We start from the raw sequence: 18,729 nt of genomic DNA, 5'->3' as shown, positions 1-18,729 counted from the left end.
CTCGTGCGGGGGGCCGGGGCGGGAATGCCCCGTGTTTCGCCGGCGGAGGCGAACGCGTGCTCCCCGCCGCGCCGAACAGGTACGTACCAAAGGAAGCCGCTCAGTGCTCACCCCCCCTCCTCCTCGCCCTCCCTATCCCCCGCCCGGCGGGGGACCCGGAGAATCCGACGAGTCCCTCGCCGCGGGGGTGCGCGGCGGCACGGACAGTGAGGTCGGCCAGTCCACCGCGCTGCTGATCGCGCGGCACTGGCAGCCGGTGCACGAGTACGCGGTCGTCTGCCTCGCCTCCTCCACGGGCGTCGCCTCCATGGTCACCACGGCCGCGTTCCACCAGGTCTTCGACCGGCTGAAGCTGGGCGAGCCGGGCACGGCGCTGCGCCCCCGGCTGCTGGTGACCGTGCGGGACACGATCCGGCTGTGGGCCGCCGACGAGGGACTGTCCGGTGTCCTGCCGGACCTGCGCAAGCCGGCGGGCGCCCGCGGGATGCGCGCCGCCAAGTCCATGACCCCCGAGAACCGGGTGCTCACGGAACGCGCCTTCCACGGCCTGCCCCCGGTCGCCCGCTGCGTCCTGTGGCACGTCGAGGTCGAGGCCGAGCCGATCACCGTGGCCGCCGGACTGCTCGGCATGGACACCGACACGGTCGCCGCCGCGCACGAGCAGGCCCGCGAGAAGCTCCGCGAGGGCTGTGTGCGCGCCCACCGGGAACTCGCGCCCAGCAAGGACTGCCGCTTCCACAACCGGCTCCTCGACGTGCCCATGCGCCGCGGCGGCGACCTCCTGCCGGACGTCCGCCAGCACCTGGACGCCTGCCGGTACTGCCGGTCCGCGGCCGAGCAACTCGGCCATTTCGAGGGCGACTTGGGTGTGCTGCTGGCCGAGGTGGTGCTCGGCTGGGGCGCCCGCCGCTACGTCGAGTCACGTCCCGGCCGCGTCGGCGGGGAGACCATACGCCTCAGAGGCTCGGCCCGGCACCGCGGCGGGCGGTCGCGCGCCACCCGCCGCACCACCCTGCTCGACCGCATACCGTCCCCGCGCCGCCGCGCACCGGGCGGCCCCCGGTCGCCGCGGGCGCTGATGACGGGCGTCGGCCTCGCCTCGGCCGGCCTGCTCACCACCCTGCTCGCCGCCGGCATGTGGTCGGACGACGGCGGCGCGGACCCGGCCGCCTCCACCAGCGCCACGGGCGGCGGCGCGGCCTCCGGCACCGACTCCCAGTCCGCGCCCACCGCCACCCCCTCGGCCCCGGACACCGCCCAGCTGCCGACCGTGCCGAGCCGGACCAGGCTGCGCAACGCCGCCGCCGACCTGTGCCTGGACATCCGGGGCGAGGTGACGGCGGGCGCCGCCGTCGAGCTGGCGGACTGTTCGTCCGAGGCGACCCAGCAGTGGTCGTACGAGGACGACGGACAACTGCGCAACGTCGCCGATCCCGAGCTGTGCGTGGACTCGCACGCGGACGCCGGTGTCGTCATCCTCGGCGCGTGCGCCGAGGCCGGCGACGCCCGTGCCGACGACGTCCGTCACGACCTCACCGTGCAGGGGGAGTTGCTGCCCCGCTGGGACAAGACACTCGCCCTCGCCTCCACCGGCGAGGACCCCGGCGCCGACGTCGTCGTCAAGGTCCGCGACCACTCCACCGGCCAGCGCTGGCTCACCGACGCCGGCACGGCCGGCCCCGGCTCACTCGAGGTCACCGGCAGGGAGACCCTGCCGGCACAGCCCGTCGAACTGTCCGACCGCACGGCGTGACGGGCCGCCGGCCGCTCGGGCGTACGGCGTGAGACGTGCCGTCAGCGGGACGAGCGGGACGAGCGGGGCACGAGACGGGAGAGAAGACACGCCTGGGCGGCGCGCCGGATGCCGTGGGCACCGCGACCCCATCAGCTGGTGCCGTGCCCCAGGCCGGCCGCGTACACGAACGGCATGACGCCGCCGGCGGCGGCTCGGCGTCGACGAGGGAGTCGCCCGCCGCCGACGCCGACTCGGCGCCGACCAGGAGCGCGGCCGTGCGCGGGGCGTGCGGCCGCATGGTCCGTCGTCCCGTGGCCGCGGGTCCCCTTTCGACGCGGCCGTCGCCAGTCCTTTCGCGCGTCCCGCACGCGAAACCGGCGACGGGGCAGAAGCGAACCGGCGACGGCGAGCAAATGCGGCTGTGGGCGCTGAGTGCGGGGGACCGGCGGGCGGAACCTGGTTGATTGGGTCGGCCGGGGTGTGTGGCTTGCACGGTCTGTCGTCCTGTGGCCGCGGGCCGAGGGGGACGGCGAGCATGCGGCGCCGAGTGCTGGGCCCCGGCGGGTGGGAATCCGGTTGATCGGGTCGGCAGGGGTGTGTGGCTGCGCGGTCGCGCCGTCCTGTGGCTGCGGGTCGACGGGGACGGCGAGCAGGTCCGGCGCTGAGTGCGGGCACTGGCGGACGGGGATCCGGTTGACGGGCCGGCCGGGATGGCCCGGCGCACGGTCCGTCGTCCCGTGGCCGCGGGTCGGCGGCGGCGAGCATGCGGCCTGGGCGCCGAGTGCGGGGGACCGGCGGGCGGGGACCCGGTTGATCGGGTCGGCCGGCGTGTGTGGCTGCGCGGTTCGGTGGGGGTGCCGCTGGGGCGGATCGTCATCCCGCGTCCTCGACGAGGTCGTCCGGGCCGGCGGTCGCCGGGCCGGCGTGGCCGGAGAGGGCCAGGGTGAGGTCGAGTTCGGCGAGCAGGCAGCGGATCACGTGCTCGACGCCGGCCTGCCCGTCCAGGCCGAGGCCGTAGACGTACGGCCGTCCCAGCAGCACCGCGCGGGCGCCGAGGGCGAGGGCCTTGAAGACGTCGTCGCCGGTGCGTATCCCGCTGTCGAACAGCACGGTCAGCCGGTCGCCGACCGCCGACACGACGCGGGGCAGCGCGTCGGCGGCCGCGACCGAACCGGCCACCTGCCGGCCGCCGTGGTTGGAGACCACCACGCCGTCCATCCCGGCGTCCGCGGCCAGCCGGGCGTCGTCCGGGTGCAGGACGCCCTTCAGGACGATCGGCCCGTCCCACTGTTCCCGCAGGAACGCCAGGTCCGGCCAGGTCTTGGCCGGGTCCGCGAACAGGCGCACGAAGTGCAGCACGGCCGCGTTCGGATCCTCGTGCACCGGCTTGGCCAGGCCTGCCCGGAAGGCCGGGTCGGTGAAGTAGTTGGCGGTGCCCACGCCGTGCAGGAACGGCAGGTACGCCTGGTCGAGGTCGCGCGGCCGCCACGCCAGCAGCGGGGTGTCGAGGGTGACGACGAGCACCGTGAACCCGGCCGCCCTCGCCCGGCCCAGGAAGCTGCGGGTCACCTCGCGGTCCTTGGACCAGTACAGCTGGAACCAGCGCTCGGCGTCCCCCATCGCCTCCGCCACCTGCTCGATCGGCGTGCTGGACGCCGACGACAGCACGAACGGCACCCCCTGCGCGGCCGCGGCGCGGGCCGCCGCCGACTCGGCCTCCGGATGCATGATCGACAGCACGCCGACCGGGGCCAGGGCGAGCGGGGCGGGCAGGGAGCGGCCCAGCACCTCGACCGACAGGTCCCGCTCGTGCACGTCCCGCAGCATCCGCGGCACGATCCGGCGGCGCCGCAGAGCCGCCCGGTTGGCGCGGGCCGTACTGCCGTCGCCCGCGCTGCCCGCCACGTACCCGACCGGGCCCGGCCCGAGCCGCTGCTCGGTCAGCTCCTCCAGCCGGGTCAGGTCGGTGGGCAGCCGGGGGACCGCACCCGTCATGCCGTTCAGGTAGATCTCGTACTGGAAGTCCGCCCAGTGTTTCGCCATCCGTACCTGCCGCCCCTCGTCGTCCCGTCGTCGAGTACGTGCCGCACGGGACCCTACCGGCAGGTAGCGCTCAGCGGCCGGCGGCCGACTCCCGCAGGACGGTGGCCAGTTCGCGTGGCCGCGAGAACATCGGCCAGTGCCCGGTGTCCATCCGCACCAGATCCCACCGGTCGCCCTCCAGCAGCGCCGCGACGGCGGGCATCGGCTCGTCGCCGTCCAGCAGGCACTTGACGTACGTCGTCGGCAGTTCGGCCGGCGAACGCTTCACCGCGGCCGCCTCGACGAGGGTGGCGCCCGGATGCGGGGTCGAGCCGTCGACGATCCGGCGGATCTCCTCGTCCGTCAGGCCCTGGCCCGCGTAGTCGTCCGCGGTGAGCGGGGGCCAGAAGCCGTCGTGGGCGGCGATCGCCTCCCGCACGTGGTCGCTCGGCCAGCCCGACAGGAACGACTCCCCGTCGACGGGCACGTCGGCGTCGACCAGCACCACCCGCCGCAGCCGGTCGCCGATCCGCTCCGGGGCCAGCCCGACCGGGATCCCGGAATAGCTGTGCCCGACCAGCACCACGTCCCGCGCACCGAGCCGCCCGACCTCGTCGACGATGTCCCGGACGTGCGTCTCGAGACCCGCCGGGACCCCCCGCTTCTCGGCGAGCCCGGACAGCGTCAGCGGATGGACGTCGTCCCCGGCGGCGCGCAGCTCGGCCGCCACCTCGTCCCACGCCCAAGCACCGAGCCAGGTCCCCGCCACCAACACGAAAGGAGTCATGGCCGCAAGGTGGCCGACGGGTCCGACAACGGCGTCCCGTCAACTCCCGCGCCCGGGCCGGTGATCGGCGCCACCGGCACCGGCACGTCCACGGCCCGGGCCGGCCGCGGGCCCTCGGGCCCGTACACCGCGCGGGGCTCCGGGAACAGCCTCAGCGGGGACAGGTACAGCACGGCGGCGATCGCCGGGGAGGGGCAGGCCGATCGGACAGGACCGGGGAAGGCGCCCAGGGCGCAGGTGGAGAAGGTGTTCGCGCCGCCGAAGGCCAGCCGGAACAGGTCGAAGGGGGTCGCGGTGCGCTCGGCGCCGGGGACGCGGTCCACACCGTGGGCTTCGACCTCGGTGGGGGAGGGACGTGGACGGCGACGGCTGAGTGGGGGCCGGGGCGGACGGCGAGGCCGACGAGGACTCCGGCGGACGGACGACGGGGGAGCGCGGGCATGGCGCGGCGGGCTGAACGGCCGCTGCCGCCGCGGGGTGGGCGGCGTGAGCGGACGGCGTCCGGAACGAGGTCCGCCGAACGTACGGCGCCGGGCAGGGCCCCGGCCAGAGGACGATTCCTCCTTCTCCGCGGCCCCGAATGGAGGAAACGGGCGCTGTCGCCGGGGGGACGGGAGGGGGTCGCGGGGCGGGGCGCGGCGCGAAAGCGGAATGTTTCCGGACGATTGACGAGCCTATGAAAACCGGTCACCGCGGCGAGCCGGGGGATCATGAAGCGCTTGCTTACGGGGTTGAACCGTTCGAATTCCGTGACTTCGCGCCACTGATTCAACACGCAAGGTTACTGAAACCTGTGGGGTCGATGTGAGTTTCGGCGGCGGACTCGGCAGACTCGCGTTCGCCGCGTTCGGCACAGATCGCGCCGACCGGCACACCCCCGAATCAAGCGGAAGGATGCACACAATGCGGAACACCGCGCGCTGGGCAGCGACCCTCGGCCTCACGGCCACCGCCGTCTGCGGACCCCTCACCGGGTCCGCGCTCGCCGCCCCGGCCGCTCCGGCCTCGCTGTACGCCCCGTCGGCCCTGGTGCTGACGCAGGGCCACGGTGAGAGCGCCGCCGCCGTCGGCCCGGCCCGTGCCGTCACCCTGAGCTGCGCGCCCAGGCCCTCCGGGACCCATCCCGCCCCCGCCCAGGCATGCGCCGAACTGCGGGCCACCGACGGCGACTTCGAGGCCCTGACGGTCACCGGCGACGCGTGGTGCACCAAGCAGTACGACCCCGTCGTGGTCACCGTCGACGGTGTGTGGCAGGGCAAGCGCGTCTCCTATGAGCGCCTCTTCTCCAACGAGTGCGTGAAGAACTCCGCCAGGAGCACCCTCTTCGCGTTCTGAGACCGGGATCGCGTGGCCCCGTGGACGCCGCGAGAGGCTCGTGACGTGGGGAGTGCGAGCCACTGACACGGGACCACCGCGATCTCGCACCAGGGGCCGGCCGGGCGGAGTGGGGCCGCCCGCCGGCCCCTGGTATCACCACACACGCGAGCGTCGGACACCGTGCGCCGCCGGGCGCGGTGTCAGCACCGGTCGCGATGGCTGGTGTCGCACCACGGATAACGGCGGCTGCGCCGGCAGGTGCACAGGGCGACCCGGAAGCGGTCGGAGACGACCGTGGAGCCGTCCTCCAGCTCCACTTCCACCGGACCCTCGACGAGCAGCGGGCCCCGGCGCTGGACGGTGATCCTGCGGGGCTCGGCGGCGGGGGAGCGCGGCCCGGGGGAGGGGTCCGGCCCGGCGGCGGTGCGCCGGTCGGCGCCGGAGCCCGGCTCAGCAGGGGAGTTCGGCACGGACGACCACCAGTTCCTCGTTGTCCTCGTCGGTGGAGAGCAGCCCGCACTCGCGCAGCCACTCCTCGCGCGAGCGCAGGACCGGTCCGAAGGGGATGCGGCGACGCCGGGTCACCGAGGCCTTCAGGCCGGTCGCGCGCAGATGCGCGAGGGTGCGGTCCGGGTCGCTGAGCGCGGAGTGCACCATCAGCAGTACTCCGCCGGGCCGCAGCAGCTCCGGCGCCTCGCGGCAGATCCGGTCCAGGACCAGCCGGCCGTCCCCGCCCGCGTCCCAGGCCCGGGCCGGACCGCGCGGCTCCCGGCCGCCCGTGGGGGCCGGCACGTACGGCGGATTCGTCAGGATCAGGTCGAAGGACTGCCCGCGGACGGGCTCGAAGAGGTTGCCCTGCCGTACGCGCACCGGCAGCCGGGCCCGCCACACGTTCCAGCGGGCCGCGCACACCGCCCGCCAGGACACGTCGACGGCGGTGACCCGCCCGCCGCGGCGGGCGGCCTCCAGGGCGAGCGCGCCGGAGCCCGTGCCGACGTCGAGGACGTCCGCGCCCGGTGGGAGCGGTTCGTCGGACAGCGCCCCGGCCAGCAGGTCGGTGTCCTCCTGAGGGGCGTAGACGCCCGGAAGTACCAGCGGATTCACTCTGATCATGTACCCCGGCATTCAGGAAATATGGGCCATTTGGGTATGGAGAGGGGTGTACAAGGAGGAAATGCCCGCGCGCCAGGAGCTGAGCAGACGTGCGGCGAGGCGGTCCTCCAGCAGACCGGTGACGTCGATGCCGAAGGCGATGTCGGGGGCCAGCTGCGGCTCCTCCTCCAGCAGGCCGCCGATGACGTCGTGCCGGACGACCTGCTCGTGGACCGCGTCGGCCTCGACGTGTTCGTCGTAGAAGTACGCGGCGGCGGGACCGGCGTCCGTGCGGCGCATCGCCTCGGCGAGCCGCCGGGAGCCGGGGGAGGAGGTGATCTCGACCGCCGCGAAGTGGCCCACGAGTGCGCCGCGCAGGGAGCGGTGCAGGCCGAGCAGCGACATGAGGTTGACCGTGGCCAGCGTCTCGGCGCACGCGGCGTCCAGATAGCGGCCGTAGGTGGTGTCCAGGCCCAGGTCCGTCATCAGGTTCGCGAACAGGCGGGCGTGGACGCGGTCCGCGCGGCCGCCGCCGTACTCGTCGAACTCCACCGCCGCCATGGCCGCCTTGGCCCGGCCCCACAGCCGGGGCAGCACCCAGGCGTGCGGGTCGGCCTCCTTGAGGTGGTACAGCGAGCGCTGGGCGGCGTACTCGCGCAGGTGCCACAGCTCACCGTCGTCGCGCAGGAAGTGGGAGACGCCGGTGCCCTGGACGGGCTCCACGAGAAGCTCCGCGAGCGCCTCGTCGAGGCTGTCGTGGACGGGCGTGTCGGCGCGCAGGGCGGTGAGGAACCGGTGCTCCAGCGCCGCCCGGACCCGCAGCAGGTCGGGGTCCCACTCGAGGTCCGGGCTCACCCCGGCGAAGCCGCGGTAGTGCAGTTCGTAGCAGAGGTACAGGGCCAGCTGGAGGTCGTCGCCGTAGACGGGCGCGCCCGCCACCGCCTCGGCGGGCGGCAGCGGGCCCGCGCCCAGCAGGTAGGCCCGGACGGCCCCGGAGAGCGGGCCCCGGGCGGCCGGCAGGCGGGGTCCTTCGTGTGGTCCTTCGTGTGCCATGCCGGCCGTGTACCCCGCGATCACCAGGCCATCCGCCGGGTGGGCCCGGCCGGTGGGGGTACTCCCAGCCGGCATGCCCCGGGACTGCTCGGGCCACGCGGGGCGGGGCGGGGGCTGGGCTTCGTCGGTGGTCGCGGGGATGCCGGCCGAGATGGTGGCATGCGTCGCCCGTCCTGGCCGCCTGGTTCCGCTGTCGGCCGCCCCGGGCTGATACGGGGAGCCGAATGAGCCCCGTCGGGCCTCGTCGGTAGAAACCGGTGGAAGCGCGGACGCCGGTTGAGGCGCTGGCCACGGCGCCGCGCGGGCGAGGGGTGGTGGGCGGTGTCCTCGCGGCCGAGAGGCCGGCGGGATTGCTTTCCGGCTGAGAGTGCCCGGCGGTTCCGTCGGCCTGGGGCTTCCGGCGCCTGTGGGGCGGGGGTGACGGCCGTGTCGTCCGGCGTGCGGGTGGTGGCCGGGCGGTCGCTGGGCGGTGCCGCCCGGCCGGGGCGCCCGGTGGTCAGTCGCCCTGGGATTCCTCCTGGGCGCGGGTGTTGGGCGTGATGGCCTCGCCGGCCTCGCCGCTGTGGCGCCGTTCGTCCCGCGAGGCGTCGGTGCGGCGCTCGGCCTCCTCTATCTCCCGCAGCACCTCTTCGAGCGCCGTCTCGGGGCGGTCGTCGGAGCGCTCGCCCTCGGAGCGCTCGCCCTCGGGGCGCTCGGCGTCGTGGGGCAGGGGGTCGGACATGGGGCTCCTTTCCTGGTGGGGTGGCGGTCAGTTCTTCCCTGAGGCGATCCGCAGGGGTACCGGGTCCGGTGGCGCGGCCTCCTCGGCGAGCCGGGTGACCTCCGCCCACCAGGACGCGCCGTCCTCGATGTGGCGCAGCAGGACGCCCTCCCGGATCGCCCACGGGCAGACGGTGACCGTCTTCAGCCCGATCAGCTTCATCGCCGTGTGCCCGACCACCGCGCCCGCCAGGCTCTGCGCGGAGCGCGGCGCGGAGATGCCGGGCAGCCGGGCGCGTTCGGCGGCGGGCAGGGCGGCCAGCCGTTCGACCGCCTGGCCCAGGGCGCGACTGTCCAGGGTGCGGTCGACGAACGGGCCGTGGCGTCCGGGCGGCGCCCCGCACAACCGCCCCAGCTGCTGGAACGTACGCGAGGTGGCCACCGCGGTGCGCGGGCCCTCCCAGCGGATCCGGGCGGCCACGTCCCGCAGCTGGTGGCGCACCCTGCGCCGCAGCGCGCGGACACGCTCCGGGGACGGCGGATCCTGCTCCGCGAAGAACTCGTGGGTCAGCCGGCCGGCCCCGAGCGGCAGCGAGGCCACGAAGTCCGGCAGCCGGCCCCGCCCGAACGCCACCTCGAACGAACCGCCCCCGATGTCCATGAGCGCGAGCGGCCCCGACCGCCAGCCCATCCAGCGCCGGGCGCCGAGAAAGGTCAGCTCGGCCTCCACCTCGCCCGGCAGGGTGCACAGCGGCACACCGGTCCGCGCGCGGACGGCGCGCAGCACCTCCTGGCGGTTCGGGGCGTTGCGCACCATGGCGGTCGCGAACGCCAGCGGGCTCGCCGCCCCCCACCGGGTCGCGGTGCGGCTCGCGGCGGCGACCGCGTCGACGAGCTGCTCGACGGCCTCCTCGGGTATCGGCTCGCCCGGCTTGACCTGCTCGGACAGCCTCAACCGCCACTTGGCCGTGTGCACCGGCAGCGGTACGCCGTCCTCCGCGTCGGCCACCACCAGCCGCACCGTGTTAGATCCCGCGTCCAGCACGCTGATTCTCATATACCGGCGAGTACCCAGGCGGGCCCCGTCATGCCCCTCGCGGTGGGGCGTACGCCGCCTACGCCCGAGTGCCGACGGACGAGGGGACAGGGGACGAGGGGACAGGGGGCGAGGGAATAGGGGGACGGGGCCGGGGGAGTGGTGCGAGGGCCACTCCGGCCGGACCGGTGGCGGCCGTCCGGCCGGTGCCCGGTCAGGCCAGCTGTCGTCGCACCAGCTCGTGCAGCCGGCCGCCCGTGTCGGCGAGGAGCTGGGCGGGCGGGCCCTGTTCGGCGACCTTGCCGTTCTCCATGACCACGACCCGGTCGGCGTCCATCACGGTCGACAGACGGTGGGCGATGACGATGCGGGTCGCGTTGAGCTTGCGGGTGCTCTCGATGACCGTGCGCTGGGTCTCGTTGTCGAGGGCGCTGGTGGCCTCGTCGAAGAAGAGGATGCGCGGCCGGCGGATCAGCGCCTGGGCGATCATCAGCCGCTGGCGCTGGCCGCCCGAGACCGACCCGCTGCCCGAGACGATCGTGTGCAGCCCCATCGGCATCCGCTTGATGTCCTCCGCGAGCCCCGCCAGCTCGGCCGCCGCCATCGCCTCCTCCGGCGTGTACGACTCGGTGCCGCAGATGACGTCCAGGATGGAGCCGGTGAACGGCTGGGCGTGCTGGAGGACGACCCCGCACTGGCGGCGGACGGCCGACTGGTCGAGGGCCGCCAGGTCCTGGCCGTCGTACAGCACACTCCCGGAGACCGGCTTGTCGAAGCCGATCAGCAGCCTGAGCAGCGTGGACTTGCCGCAGCCGCTCGGGCCGACGATCGCCACGAACTCGCCGGGACGCACCTCGAAGGAGACGTCGTCCAGGACGAGGGGGCCGTCGTCGGAGTAGCGGAACGACAGGCGGCGGGCCTCGACCGCGCCGGACAGCGGGCCCGGCCGGGTGCTCGCCGCCCGCACCTCGGGGGTCGCCTCCAGCACCGGGCGGATCTCCTCGAACAGCGGCAGCGCGGCCACCGCCGACACGAACGCGCCGGTCAGCGAGGTGACCGAGGTGAGGAGCATGGTCATCGAGGTGTTGAAGGTGAGGAATTCCGCCGCCGACAGCGTCCCGCGGGCCGGGCCGGCCAGCAGCATGAACATCAGCAGGGAGCACAGCGGCAGGTACACCGCGCCGAGCACCGCGTTGAGGTTCTTGATCCGGCCGAGCCGCTGCTGGAGCTCCCGGCTGCGGGCGAACTGGGCGGCCCAGGCCGCGTACGCGTAGTTCTCGGCGGCCGCGATCCGCAGCTTTGGCAGGCCCCGCAGGGTCTGGAACGCCTGGTTGTTCAGCTTGTTGCCGAGCACCACCAGCCGCCGCTGCCAGCGCACCTGCCACAGCCCCAGCCCCAGGAACACCGCGGCGATGACGGCGAGCATCCCGATCGCCGCCAGCGCCATCGGGACGCTGTACCACAGCAGCAGCCCCAGGTTCATGGCGCCGATCGTCACCGACTGCGCGACCGACGGGCCGAGGCCCGCCAGCAGGCGGCGGACGGCGCTGATGCCCATGGCGGCGCTGGCCAGTTCACCGGTCGAGCGTTCGGCGAAGAACTTCGTCGGCAGCCTGAGCAGCCGGTCCCACACGGCCGGCTGGAGCGTCGCCTCGATCCGGCCCTCCAGCCGCAGGATGGTCAGGTTCTGCAACAGCAGGAACGCCGCCGCCACCACGCTGCTGACCATCACGGCCAGACAGACCTGGACGATCAGGTCCTGCTGGGCCCTGGGCACGTACTCGCCGAGCACCTTGCCGGTGGCGATCGGCACCAGTGCCCCGATCACCACCGTGACGAGCCCGCTGAGCAGCAGATGCGTCAGGTCGCCGCCGGTGCCGCGCATGCTGAACCGCAGCAGCCCGAGCGGGCTCGGCTTCCGCTCGGGCAGCGGGCGGTAGAACATGACGGCCCGCGGCTCGAACTCCTCCGCGTTGGCCTTCTCGACCGGTGTCTCCCGCCCGGTCGCGGGATGGACGGCGACATAGCCGCCGCGCCGCCACAGCAGCGCGACCGGTGCCCCGGACAGGGCCCGGTGGCCGACGAGCGGGCCGACGTCGTCCCGCCACCAGCGGCCCTCCAGGCGTACGGCGCGGGTGCGGACCCGGGAGGCGAGGGCCACCTGCTCGACGGGGTCGAGGCGGTCGTTGCCGGCGCCCATCCGCGTGGGCTCGACGAGCGTGATCCCGGCGGCCTGCGCGACCAGCTTGCAGGCGGCGAAGGTGGCGTCCGCGTCCGCGGCCGTCGTGCGTTGTCCGGCCTTCTTGCCGATCGACGCCAGCAGGGTCCGGTCGGCCTGGGCGCGGACCGCCTCACCGGCCTTGATCCCGGCGGCCGTCCGCGTCTCGTGGGTGCGCTCCAACTGCTCGATCCAGCGGTCCAGCGTGGTCAGCAGGCGGTACTGCTGGTCGACCATGGACTGCCACACCGCCGGGTCCATCAGCAGGTCGGCGGCGGCCTCCGCGCCGTACAGGGAGCCGTACTGGACGCTGCCGGGCGGCACCTGCATCCAGAACACGTCGTCGTCCTCGCCCGTGCTCGAATACGCCCGCACGGGGGCACCCCCGTCCTCCGCGGGCCGGTCGGCGGCCATCGGCGCCTGGAAGAGGACGGACAGGCCGCGGCCGACGCCGAGCGCGAGGGCGTACTCCAGCGGGCTGGTCGTGGGCGGCACGTACTGGGGATTGCCGTACTCGTCGTAGGACCAGGTCTGGGTGCTCGCCGGCTGGTACAGCTCGCGCAGGTTGACGCGGTGGACGACGCAGTCGCGCAACGGGCGCGCGACCAGCGTGTGCTGAGGGCCGGCGACCGGGCCGAGGAGCAGCGAGCCCGCCTCCAGCCGGCCCAGGTGGTGCCAGTGGCCCTGCTGTTCGGCGTCCACCGCGAACAGGTCCAGCGCCCCGGCCGCGACCAGCCACAGCACCTGCGGGCCCTCCAGGTCCAGACGGCTGAACCCGGCGCAGTCCACACGGGCGCCCAGGGAACCGAGGGCGCCCAGGACGAGGTCGCCCTCCTGGGGCAGACGCGGAGTCGTCATCTCACCGCTCCCTGACCAGCGCCGCGTACGCGCCGCCGCGCGCGACGAGGTCCTCGTGCCGCCCGCGTTCCACGACCGAGCCGTGCTGGAGGACGACGATCTCGTCGCTGTCGCGGACCGTGCTGAGCCGGTGGGCGATCACCACGCACGCACAGCCCCGCCGGCGCAGGTTGTCCATGACCACCAGCTCGGTCTCCGCGTCCAGCGCGCTCGTGACCTCGTCGAGGACGAGGATGCTCGGCCGGCGCACCAACGCCCGGGCGATCTCCAGCCGCTGGCGCTGTCCGCCGGAGAAGTTGCGGCCGTCCTGCTCGACCTTGCTGTGGATGCCGCCGGGCCGCCGCATGACGACGTCGTACAGCGCCGCGTCCCGCAGGGCGTCCACCACGGCGTCGTCCGGGATCGAGGGGTCCCACAGCGCCACGTTGTCACGGACCGTTCCGTCGAAGAGGAACACCTCCTGGTCGACGAAGGAGACGGAGGCGGCGAGCGCCCCGCGCGGGATGTCCTCCAGGCGCTGCCCGTCGATGCGGATCACGCCCTCCCACGGTGTGTACAGGCCCGAGATCAGCCGGGAGACGGTCGACTTGCCGCTGCCGGAGCCGCCGACCAGCGCCACCTGCTGCCCCGGCCCGACGGTCAGGTCGAAGCCGGTCAGCAGCGGTTTGTCCAGCGGGCTGTAGCCGAAGGTGATGTTCTGGAGCTCGACGTGGCCGTGCAGCCGGCGTGTGGAGTCGGCGCCGCCCGGGCGGTCGTAGAGCGGGTCGGCGCGGAAGTTCTCCACGTCCTTCAGCCGGGCCACGTCCGCAGCGAAGTCCTGGATGCGGCCCGCGACGCCGTTGAGGCGGGTCAGGGGAGCGGTGAAACGGGTGACCAACGCCTGGAAGGCGACCAGCAGGCCCACCGAGATGTGGCCCTCGATCGCCCGCATCCCGCCGATCCACAGGATCAGCGCGCTGTTCAGCGTCGCGAGCGTCGGCGCGACCACGCCCAGCCAGGCGCTCGGCACGCCCAGTCGCTGCTGTTCCTCCAGCGTGGTGGCGTGCTGACCGGCCCACTTGCGGAAGTAGCCGTCCTCGCCGCCGGTCGCCTTCATCGTCTCGATCAGCTGCAGACCGGTGTACGCCGTGTTGGTCAGCCGCGCGTTGTCCGCGCGCAGCTTCGCCGTACGCGTCGCGCGCAGCCGGATCACGATCCGCATGGCGACGATGTTCAGCAGCGCCACACCGATGCCGACGAACGTCAGCTGCGGGTCGTAGGTGTAGAGGAGGACCGCGTACAGGACGACGACCACCGCGTCCACGCCCGCCGAGGCCAGGTCGCGGGCCAGCGTCTCGGCCACCGCGTCGTTGGACTGGAGGCGCTGCACCAGGTCGGCCGGGCTGCGCTGGGAGAAGAAGGTCACCGGCAGCCGCAGCAGGTGGCGCAGGAAGCGGGCGCTGGACAGGGTCGAGGAGATGATGCGGCCGTGGTGGAGGTTGGCCTGCTGGAGCCAGGTCAGCGCGACCGTGAGCAGCACGCACGCGCCCATGGACGTGAACAGCACGTCCAGCAGCGAGGTCTGGCCCCCGATCAGGAACATGTCGATGTAGGTCCGGCTCAGCGCCGGGACGGCCGCGCCCACCAGGACCAGCAGCAGGCTCGCCAGGACGGCGGCGGGCAGGGTGCCCGCGGTGCCGCGCAGCCGGGCGGGCATCGCGCCCAGCACACCCGGCCGGCGCCCGCCCGGCTCGAAGCCCTCGCCCGGCTCCAGCACGAGCACGACACCGGTGAAGCTGCCGTCGAAGTCCTCCATCGGCACGAAACGCCGGCCCTTGCCGGGGTCGTTGATGAAGACGCCCCGGCGGCCGAAGCGGCGGCCCATGCCGTCGTAGACGACGTAGTGGTTGAACTCCCAGAAGAGGATGGCGGGCGCCTTCACCCCGGCGAGGGCGGCCAGGTCCATCTGCATGCCCTTGGCCGTCAGCCCGTAACTACGCGCCGCCTTCAGCAGGTTGCTCGCCCGCGAGCCGTCCCGGGAGACACCGCACGCGATGCGCAGCTCCTCCAGCGGGACGTGCCGGCCGTAGTGCCCGAGGACCATGGCGAGGGAGGCGGCCCCGCACTCCACGGCCTCCATCTGGAGGACCGTGGGCGTGCGGACGGTTCTGCCCCGGCCTTTGGGGACCGTGCGCCTGGGCGGCGCGGCACGGCGTCTGCCGCGGGTTTCCTGAGCGGTGGTCACGGCAGCAGCCAATCGACGGGACGCTGGTCGGCCAGCCGGATCGAGCCGGTGGCCAGGGTCATGGAGGTGAGGGCGTACGGCGGTCCGTCCGCGGAGGACCACTGGTAGCCGCTCTTCGTCGACGTGGAGGTGTCGAGGCGGACGAGGACGGCCACCGGGCGGCCCTTCTTCGTGAACTGCTCGCCCAGCTGGCCGTCCCCGAGGAACGCGGCGATCTGCTGGGCCGACTGGGCCGTGCGGTCCACCGACTTCACCTGGCCGCGCAGGACGCCGTACCGCTGGGACGGCACGGTCTGCACGGTCAGGTCGACGGCCGCGTTCTCCGGGATGGAGGCGGCGTTCTCGGCCGGGACGTACACCGTCGCGTACAGCGGATCGTCGGCGTGGGCGACCTTCTCCACGGCGGCGACGTTCGCGCCGGTGGAGATGATCTGCCCGATAGTGGCGGCGAGCGCGGTGATGCGGCCCGCGGCGACCGTGCGCACCACGGTGTCCCCGTCGGCCGTACGCACCTTCAGTACGGGGGAGCCGGCGGGCAGCCGCTCGCCCTCCTTCGCGAGGACCGCGGTGACCTGGCCCGCCGCCGGGCTCTGCAGGATGTAGCTGCCCTGGCCGTGGGTGAGGACGGCCGGAGCGCTCACCGTGGAGGCGACCGAGCCGGTCACCGCCCACACGGACGCGGCCGCGAGGGCGACCACCGTCACGGACAGCACCAGCCAGCCCTGGGGGCGGGCGAACCGCACCGGCAGGTCGAGTTCCTCCGGCGACTGGAGCTTGGCGAGGGCCTGTTGGCGGAACTGCAAGGGACTTGCCTCACCGGTCGGAAGAAGTCGGAGCGTCGGAAGTGTTCGTCCGGAGCGTGCTACGGCATCCGAGAGTCCCGGAGCCGGGTGCCGGCTCCGGGACTCAGGGGGATCACAAGGGCGCGATCAGAGACCGGCGACCAGGTTGGCGGCCGGAGCGGTGTTCAGGCCGGTGACACCCTCGACGGTGCCGACGGCCGTGTCGACCAGGCCGGAAACCGGGGCGATGCCGTCCACCAGGCCGGTGACGGTGCCGAGGGCGTTCACGGACAGGCCGCCGGAGACGTTGTCGAGGTCGGCGTCGGCGATCTCGACGGTCTCAACCTGGGGGGTGGAGTTCATGGTGGAACTTCCCTTCATATGGATGGCTCATAAGGGGGGAGCGGCCCCCTCTGGGGACAGATGACGGCCGCGACCGCGGGTGCCGGGCACCCGTTTCCGGGAACCCTCGCGGCCCCCGCGGTGCGATGGATCAAAGCAGGTCCGGCGCCGACGCAGCCAATCAACCACCCGTCTCACCAGGGAAGTTGCGTCACAGGAACGTTGAACCGTGCAGGAGTGACCACGTCTTGTCGGCGACTTCTTCACACCTCGGGCGGGGTTCGCTCGGATGAGCGGTCCGTGCCGCCGAGGCGAATCCGACACTCCCGCCCCAATGGCGTGAGCGGCGGCGCGCAGTTGTGCAGGATCGCCGCTCGCCGTGACCCGCTTGGGTAATCGATGTGCAGATTCTCTGAAGCAGGGATTCCGCTCTCCGGCCGGAACGGTCCGTCCACGACTGCTTACCGTCGGTATCAGCCCAGGAGCGCGTAGACCGTGCTCGCCCGGGCCGCGAGCTCGCCCGACCGCTCGGCCGTCATCGTGATGTCCGCGAACGCCATCCGGCGGCCCAGCTTCGTCAGGACCGCTTCGATCAGGACATCCGAATCGGCCACCGCCCGCTGGAACGAGGTGGACTGCTGCACCGTCGTCATCGGCACGAAGGCTCCCCGGGCGGCCGACACGGCGATCACGGTGGCGGTGTCCGCGGCCGCCATCAGCGCCTGCCCCGACAGTCCTCCGCCCTCCCGTGCCAGCGCCTGTGACCAGGGCAGACGCAGCGTCGCGCGGTCGTCTCCCAGGCTCTCGGCGGACAGGTTCAGGGCGAGCACCCAGGGCGCGAAGTTGTCGGAAAGGATCTTGTCGGCTTCGCCGGTGGTCATCGTCATATGGGCGATTGTTCCCCGGGCGGCCGTCCCCGACGCCGGTCATGGCCGATTCGCGTGTTCGCAAAGGAAGTTGGCAAACGGAGTTGAACGCACCCCGCGTCCCCCGCGTACTCATCGGCAACCAGGCGCCGCTGTACGGAGCTGCCGAACACCGGCAGCCAGACCCCGCCCCCCAGGAGGTCGAGTTTTTTGAGTCACAAGCGAATTCCGAAGCGCAAGGCCGCGATCGCGGTAGGCGGTGTGGCGGCGCTCGGAGCGGCGGCACTCCTGCTCCCCAACGCCAACGCCTCCCAGGACGGCGACAACGCGACCGCCGCAGCGCCGAAGACCTTCAAGGCGGCGGACGCCTCGGACCTCGCCTCGCAGCTCGAGGGCCTGCTCGGTGACGCCTTCGCCGGCTCGTACTACGACGCCGACCAGCAGCAGCTGATCATCAACGTGGTCAACGTCTCCGGTGACGAGAACAACGTCATCGTCCAGGCGAAGAAGGCAGGTGCGCAGGTCCGCGAGGTCGAGAACAGCACGGCCGAACTCGAGGCGGCGGCGCAGACCCTCAAGGCCGAGGCGACCATCCCGGGCACCGCGTGGGCGGTCGACCCGCGGACGAACAAGATCCTCGTCACCGCCGACTCCACGGTCACCGGCAGCAAGTGGGACCAGCTGGAGTCCACCGTCCAGAGCCTCGGCGCGCAGACGGCGACCATCAAGAAGTCGGCCGGCACGTTCAAGACCTTCGCCTCCGGCGGCGACGCCATCTTCGGCGGCGGGTCGCGCTGCTCCCTCGGCTTCAACGTCACCGCCGGCGACGGCGCCCCGGCCTTCCTGACGGCGGGTCACTGCGGCGTCGCGGCCGAGGCGTGGGCGGACGCGGAGGGCGGCGAGCCCATCGCCACCGTCGACCAGGCGACCTTCCCCGGGGAGGGCGACTTCGCACTCGTGAAGTACGACGACCCCGCCACGGTCGCTCCGAGCGAGGTCAACCTCGGCGACCAGACCGTCCAGATCACCGAGGCCGCCGACGCGACGGTCGGTACCGAGGTCTTCCGGATGGGCAGCACCACCGGGCTCGCCAACGGCCAGGTCCTCGGGCTCGACGCCACCGTGAACTACCCCGAGGGCACCGTCACCGGCCTCATCCAGACGGACGTCTGCGCCGAGCCCGGCGACAGCGGCGGCTCGCTGTTCACCCAGGACGGTCTCGCGATCGGCCTGACCTCGGGCGGCAGCGGCGACTGCACCGTCGGCGGCGAGACCTTCTTCCAGCCGGTGACCACCGCGCTGGAGGCGGTCGGCGCGACCCTCGGCGAGGCCGGGGCCGGCGCCGGTGAGGAGGCCGGTGCTGGTGAAGGGGCCGGGGCCGGCGAAGATGCCGGGGCCGGCGAGGACGCCGGTGCTGGTGAAGAGGCCGGGGCCGGCGAAGGCGCCGGGGCCGGCGAGGACGCCGGTGCCGGTGAAGGGGCCGGGGCCGGCGAAGAGGCAGGCGGCGAGGAAGCCGGTGCCGGAGCCGGTGAAGAGGCCGGCCAGGAGGTCGGCGGCGAGGAGGCCGGCCAGGAGGTCGGCGGTGAGGAAGCCGGTGCCGGTGCCGAGGACGGGTCCGGACTGACCGAGACGCACTGACCCCGGCAGCTGACGCAGACCCACCGATCGGCCTGATCAGCGGTTCCGGCCGGTCGGTGG

At 73.6% G+C, this 18,729-nt stretch carries 16 protein-coding genes; 3 read left to right on the top strand and 13 right to left on the bottom strand.

Annotated elements, in window-relative coordinates:
- Positions 1 to 103 precede the first annotated feature (103 nt).
- Positions 104 to 1,753 (top strand): RICIN domain-containing protein, encoded by a 1,650-nt coding sequence (locus tag ACF1A1_RS12335; RefSeq protein WP_391999223.1) that lies wholly within the window; start codon positions 104 to 106, stop codon positions 1,751 to 1,753.
- Positions 1,754 to 2,608: 855 nt separating this feature from the next.
- On the opposite strand, the gene ACF1A1_RS12330 is transcribed toward ACF1A1_RS12335, so the two are convergent.
- The 3 genes from ACF1A1_RS12330 to ACF1A1_RS12320 form a co-directional block, all read right to left on the bottom strand.
- Positions 2,609 to 3,778, bottom strand: coding sequence for a lactate 2-monooxygenase (locus ACF1A1_RS12330; protein WP_391999222.1), 1,170 nt, complete (start codon positions 3,776 to 3,778; stop codon positions 2,609 to 2,611).
- A 70-nt stretch (positions 3,779 to 3,848) separates the two neighbouring features.
- The gene (locus ACF1A1_RS12325; RefSeq protein ID WP_391999220.1) at positions 3,849 to 4,544 is read right to left on the bottom strand and encodes an alpha/beta fold hydrolase; all 696 of its coding nucleotides are present in this window, start codon (positions 4,542 to 4,544) and stop codon (positions 3,849 to 3,851) included.
- Positions 4,541 to 4,867, bottom strand: coding sequence for a hypothetical protein (locus tag ACF1A1_RS12320; protein WP_391999642.1), 327 nt, complete (start codon positions 4,865 to 4,867; stop codon positions 4,541 to 4,543). The genes ACF1A1_RS12325 and ACF1A1_RS12320 overlap by 4 nt, the downstream gene beginning before the upstream one ends.
- Before the next feature lie 580 nt (positions 4,868 to 5,447).
- Between ACF1A1_RS12320 and ACF1A1_RS12315 the strand changes: the two genes are divergently transcribed.
- Positions 5,448 to 5,879, top strand: coding sequence for a protease inhibitor (locus ACF1A1_RS12315; RefSeq protein ID WP_391999219.1), 432 nt, complete (start codon positions 5,448 to 5,450; stop codon positions 5,877 to 5,879).
- 182 nt (positions 5,880 to 6,061) lie between these two features.
- On the opposite strand, the gene ACF1A1_RS12310 is transcribed toward ACF1A1_RS12315, so the two are convergent.
- From ACF1A1_RS12310 to ACF1A1_RS12265, 10 genes are all read right to left on the bottom strand, one after another.
- The gene (locus tag ACF1A1_RS12310; protein ID WP_391999625.1) at positions 6,062 to 6,226 is read right to left on the bottom strand and encodes a CDGSH iron-sulfur domain-containing protein; all 165 of its coding nucleotides are present in this window, start codon (positions 6,224 to 6,226) and stop codon (positions 6,062 to 6,064) included.
- A gap of 85 nt (positions 6,227 to 6,311) precedes the next feature.
- Complete coding sequence (locus ACF1A1_RS12305; protein ID WP_391999218.1) at positions 6,312 to 6,974, bottom strand: HemK2/MTQ2 family protein methyltransferase; 663 nt, start codon at positions 6,972 to 6,974, stop codon at positions 6,312 to 6,314.
- Between the two features lie 12 nt (positions 6,975 to 6,986).
- Positions 6,987 to 8,006, bottom strand: coding sequence for an iron-containing redox enzyme family protein (locus tag ACF1A1_RS12300; RefSeq protein ID WP_391999216.1), 1,020 nt, complete (start codon positions 8,004 to 8,006; stop codon positions 6,987 to 6,989).
- 496 nt (positions 8,007 to 8,502) lie between these two features.
- Entirely contained in the window at positions 8,503 to 8,727 is a 225-nt protein-coding gene (locus ACF1A1_RS12295; protein WP_391999215.1) for a hypothetical protein, read from the bottom strand.
- A gap of 27 nt (positions 8,728 to 8,754) precedes the next feature.
- A complete protein-coding gene (locus ACF1A1_RS12290) occupies positions 8,755 to 9,762 on the bottom strand; it encodes a Ppx/GppA family phosphatase (protein WP_391999213.1) in 1,008 nt (335 codons plus the stop codon).
- A gap of 193 nt (positions 9,763 to 9,955) precedes the next feature.
- The gene (locus ACF1A1_RS12285) at positions 9,956 to 12,817 is read right to left on the bottom strand and encodes an NHLP bacteriocin export ABC transporter permease/ATPase subunit (protein WP_391999212.1); all 2,862 of its coding nucleotides are present in this window, start codon (positions 12,815 to 12,817) and stop codon (positions 9,956 to 9,958) included.
- A gap of 1 nt (position 12,818) precedes the next feature.
- Entirely contained in the window at positions 12,819 to 15,041 is a 2,223-nt protein-coding gene (locus tag ACF1A1_RS12280) for an NHLP family bacteriocin export ABC transporter peptidase/permease/ATPase subunit (protein WP_391999211.1), read from the bottom strand.
- Positions 15,038 to 15,844 (bottom strand): HlyD family efflux transporter periplasmic adaptor subunit, encoded by an 807-nt coding sequence (locus tag ACF1A1_RS12275; RefSeq protein WP_391999209.1) that lies wholly within the window; start codon positions 15,842 to 15,844, stop codon positions 15,038 to 15,040. Before ACF1A1_RS12275 ends, ACF1A1_RS12280 begins: the two co-directional genes overlap by 4 nt.
- Before the next feature lie 126 nt (positions 15,845 to 15,970).
- Positions 15,971 to 16,186 (bottom strand): type A2 lantipeptide, encoded by a 216-nt coding sequence (locus ACF1A1_RS12270; protein WP_391999207.1) that lies wholly within the window; start codon positions 16,184 to 16,186, stop codon positions 15,971 to 15,973.
- 452 nt (positions 16,187 to 16,638) lie between these two features.
- Positions 16,639 to 17,052, bottom strand: a complete 414-nt coding sequence (locus tag ACF1A1_RS12265; protein ID WP_391999206.1) for a PaaI family thioesterase — start codon at positions 17,050 to 17,052, stop codon at positions 16,639 to 16,641.
- A 189-nt stretch (positions 17,053 to 17,241) separates the two neighbouring features.
- Between ACF1A1_RS12265 and ACF1A1_RS12260 the strand changes: the two genes are divergently transcribed.
- Positions 17,242 to 18,669, top strand: a complete 1,428-nt coding sequence (locus ACF1A1_RS12260) for a S1 family peptidase (protein ID WP_391999204.1) — start codon at positions 17,242 to 17,244, stop codon at positions 18,667 to 18,669.
- Positions 18,670 to 18,729: the final 60 nt, after the last annotated feature.

The sequence above is a fragment of the Streptomyces sp. NPDC014995 genome (assembly GCF_043080745.1).
GTDB lineage: Bacteria > Actinomycetota > Actinomycetes > Streptomycetales > Streptomycetaceae > Streptomyces.
The sequence above is the reverse complement of the archived record's forward strand: the minus strand, read 5'-3'. Positions and strand labels throughout refer to the sequence as shown.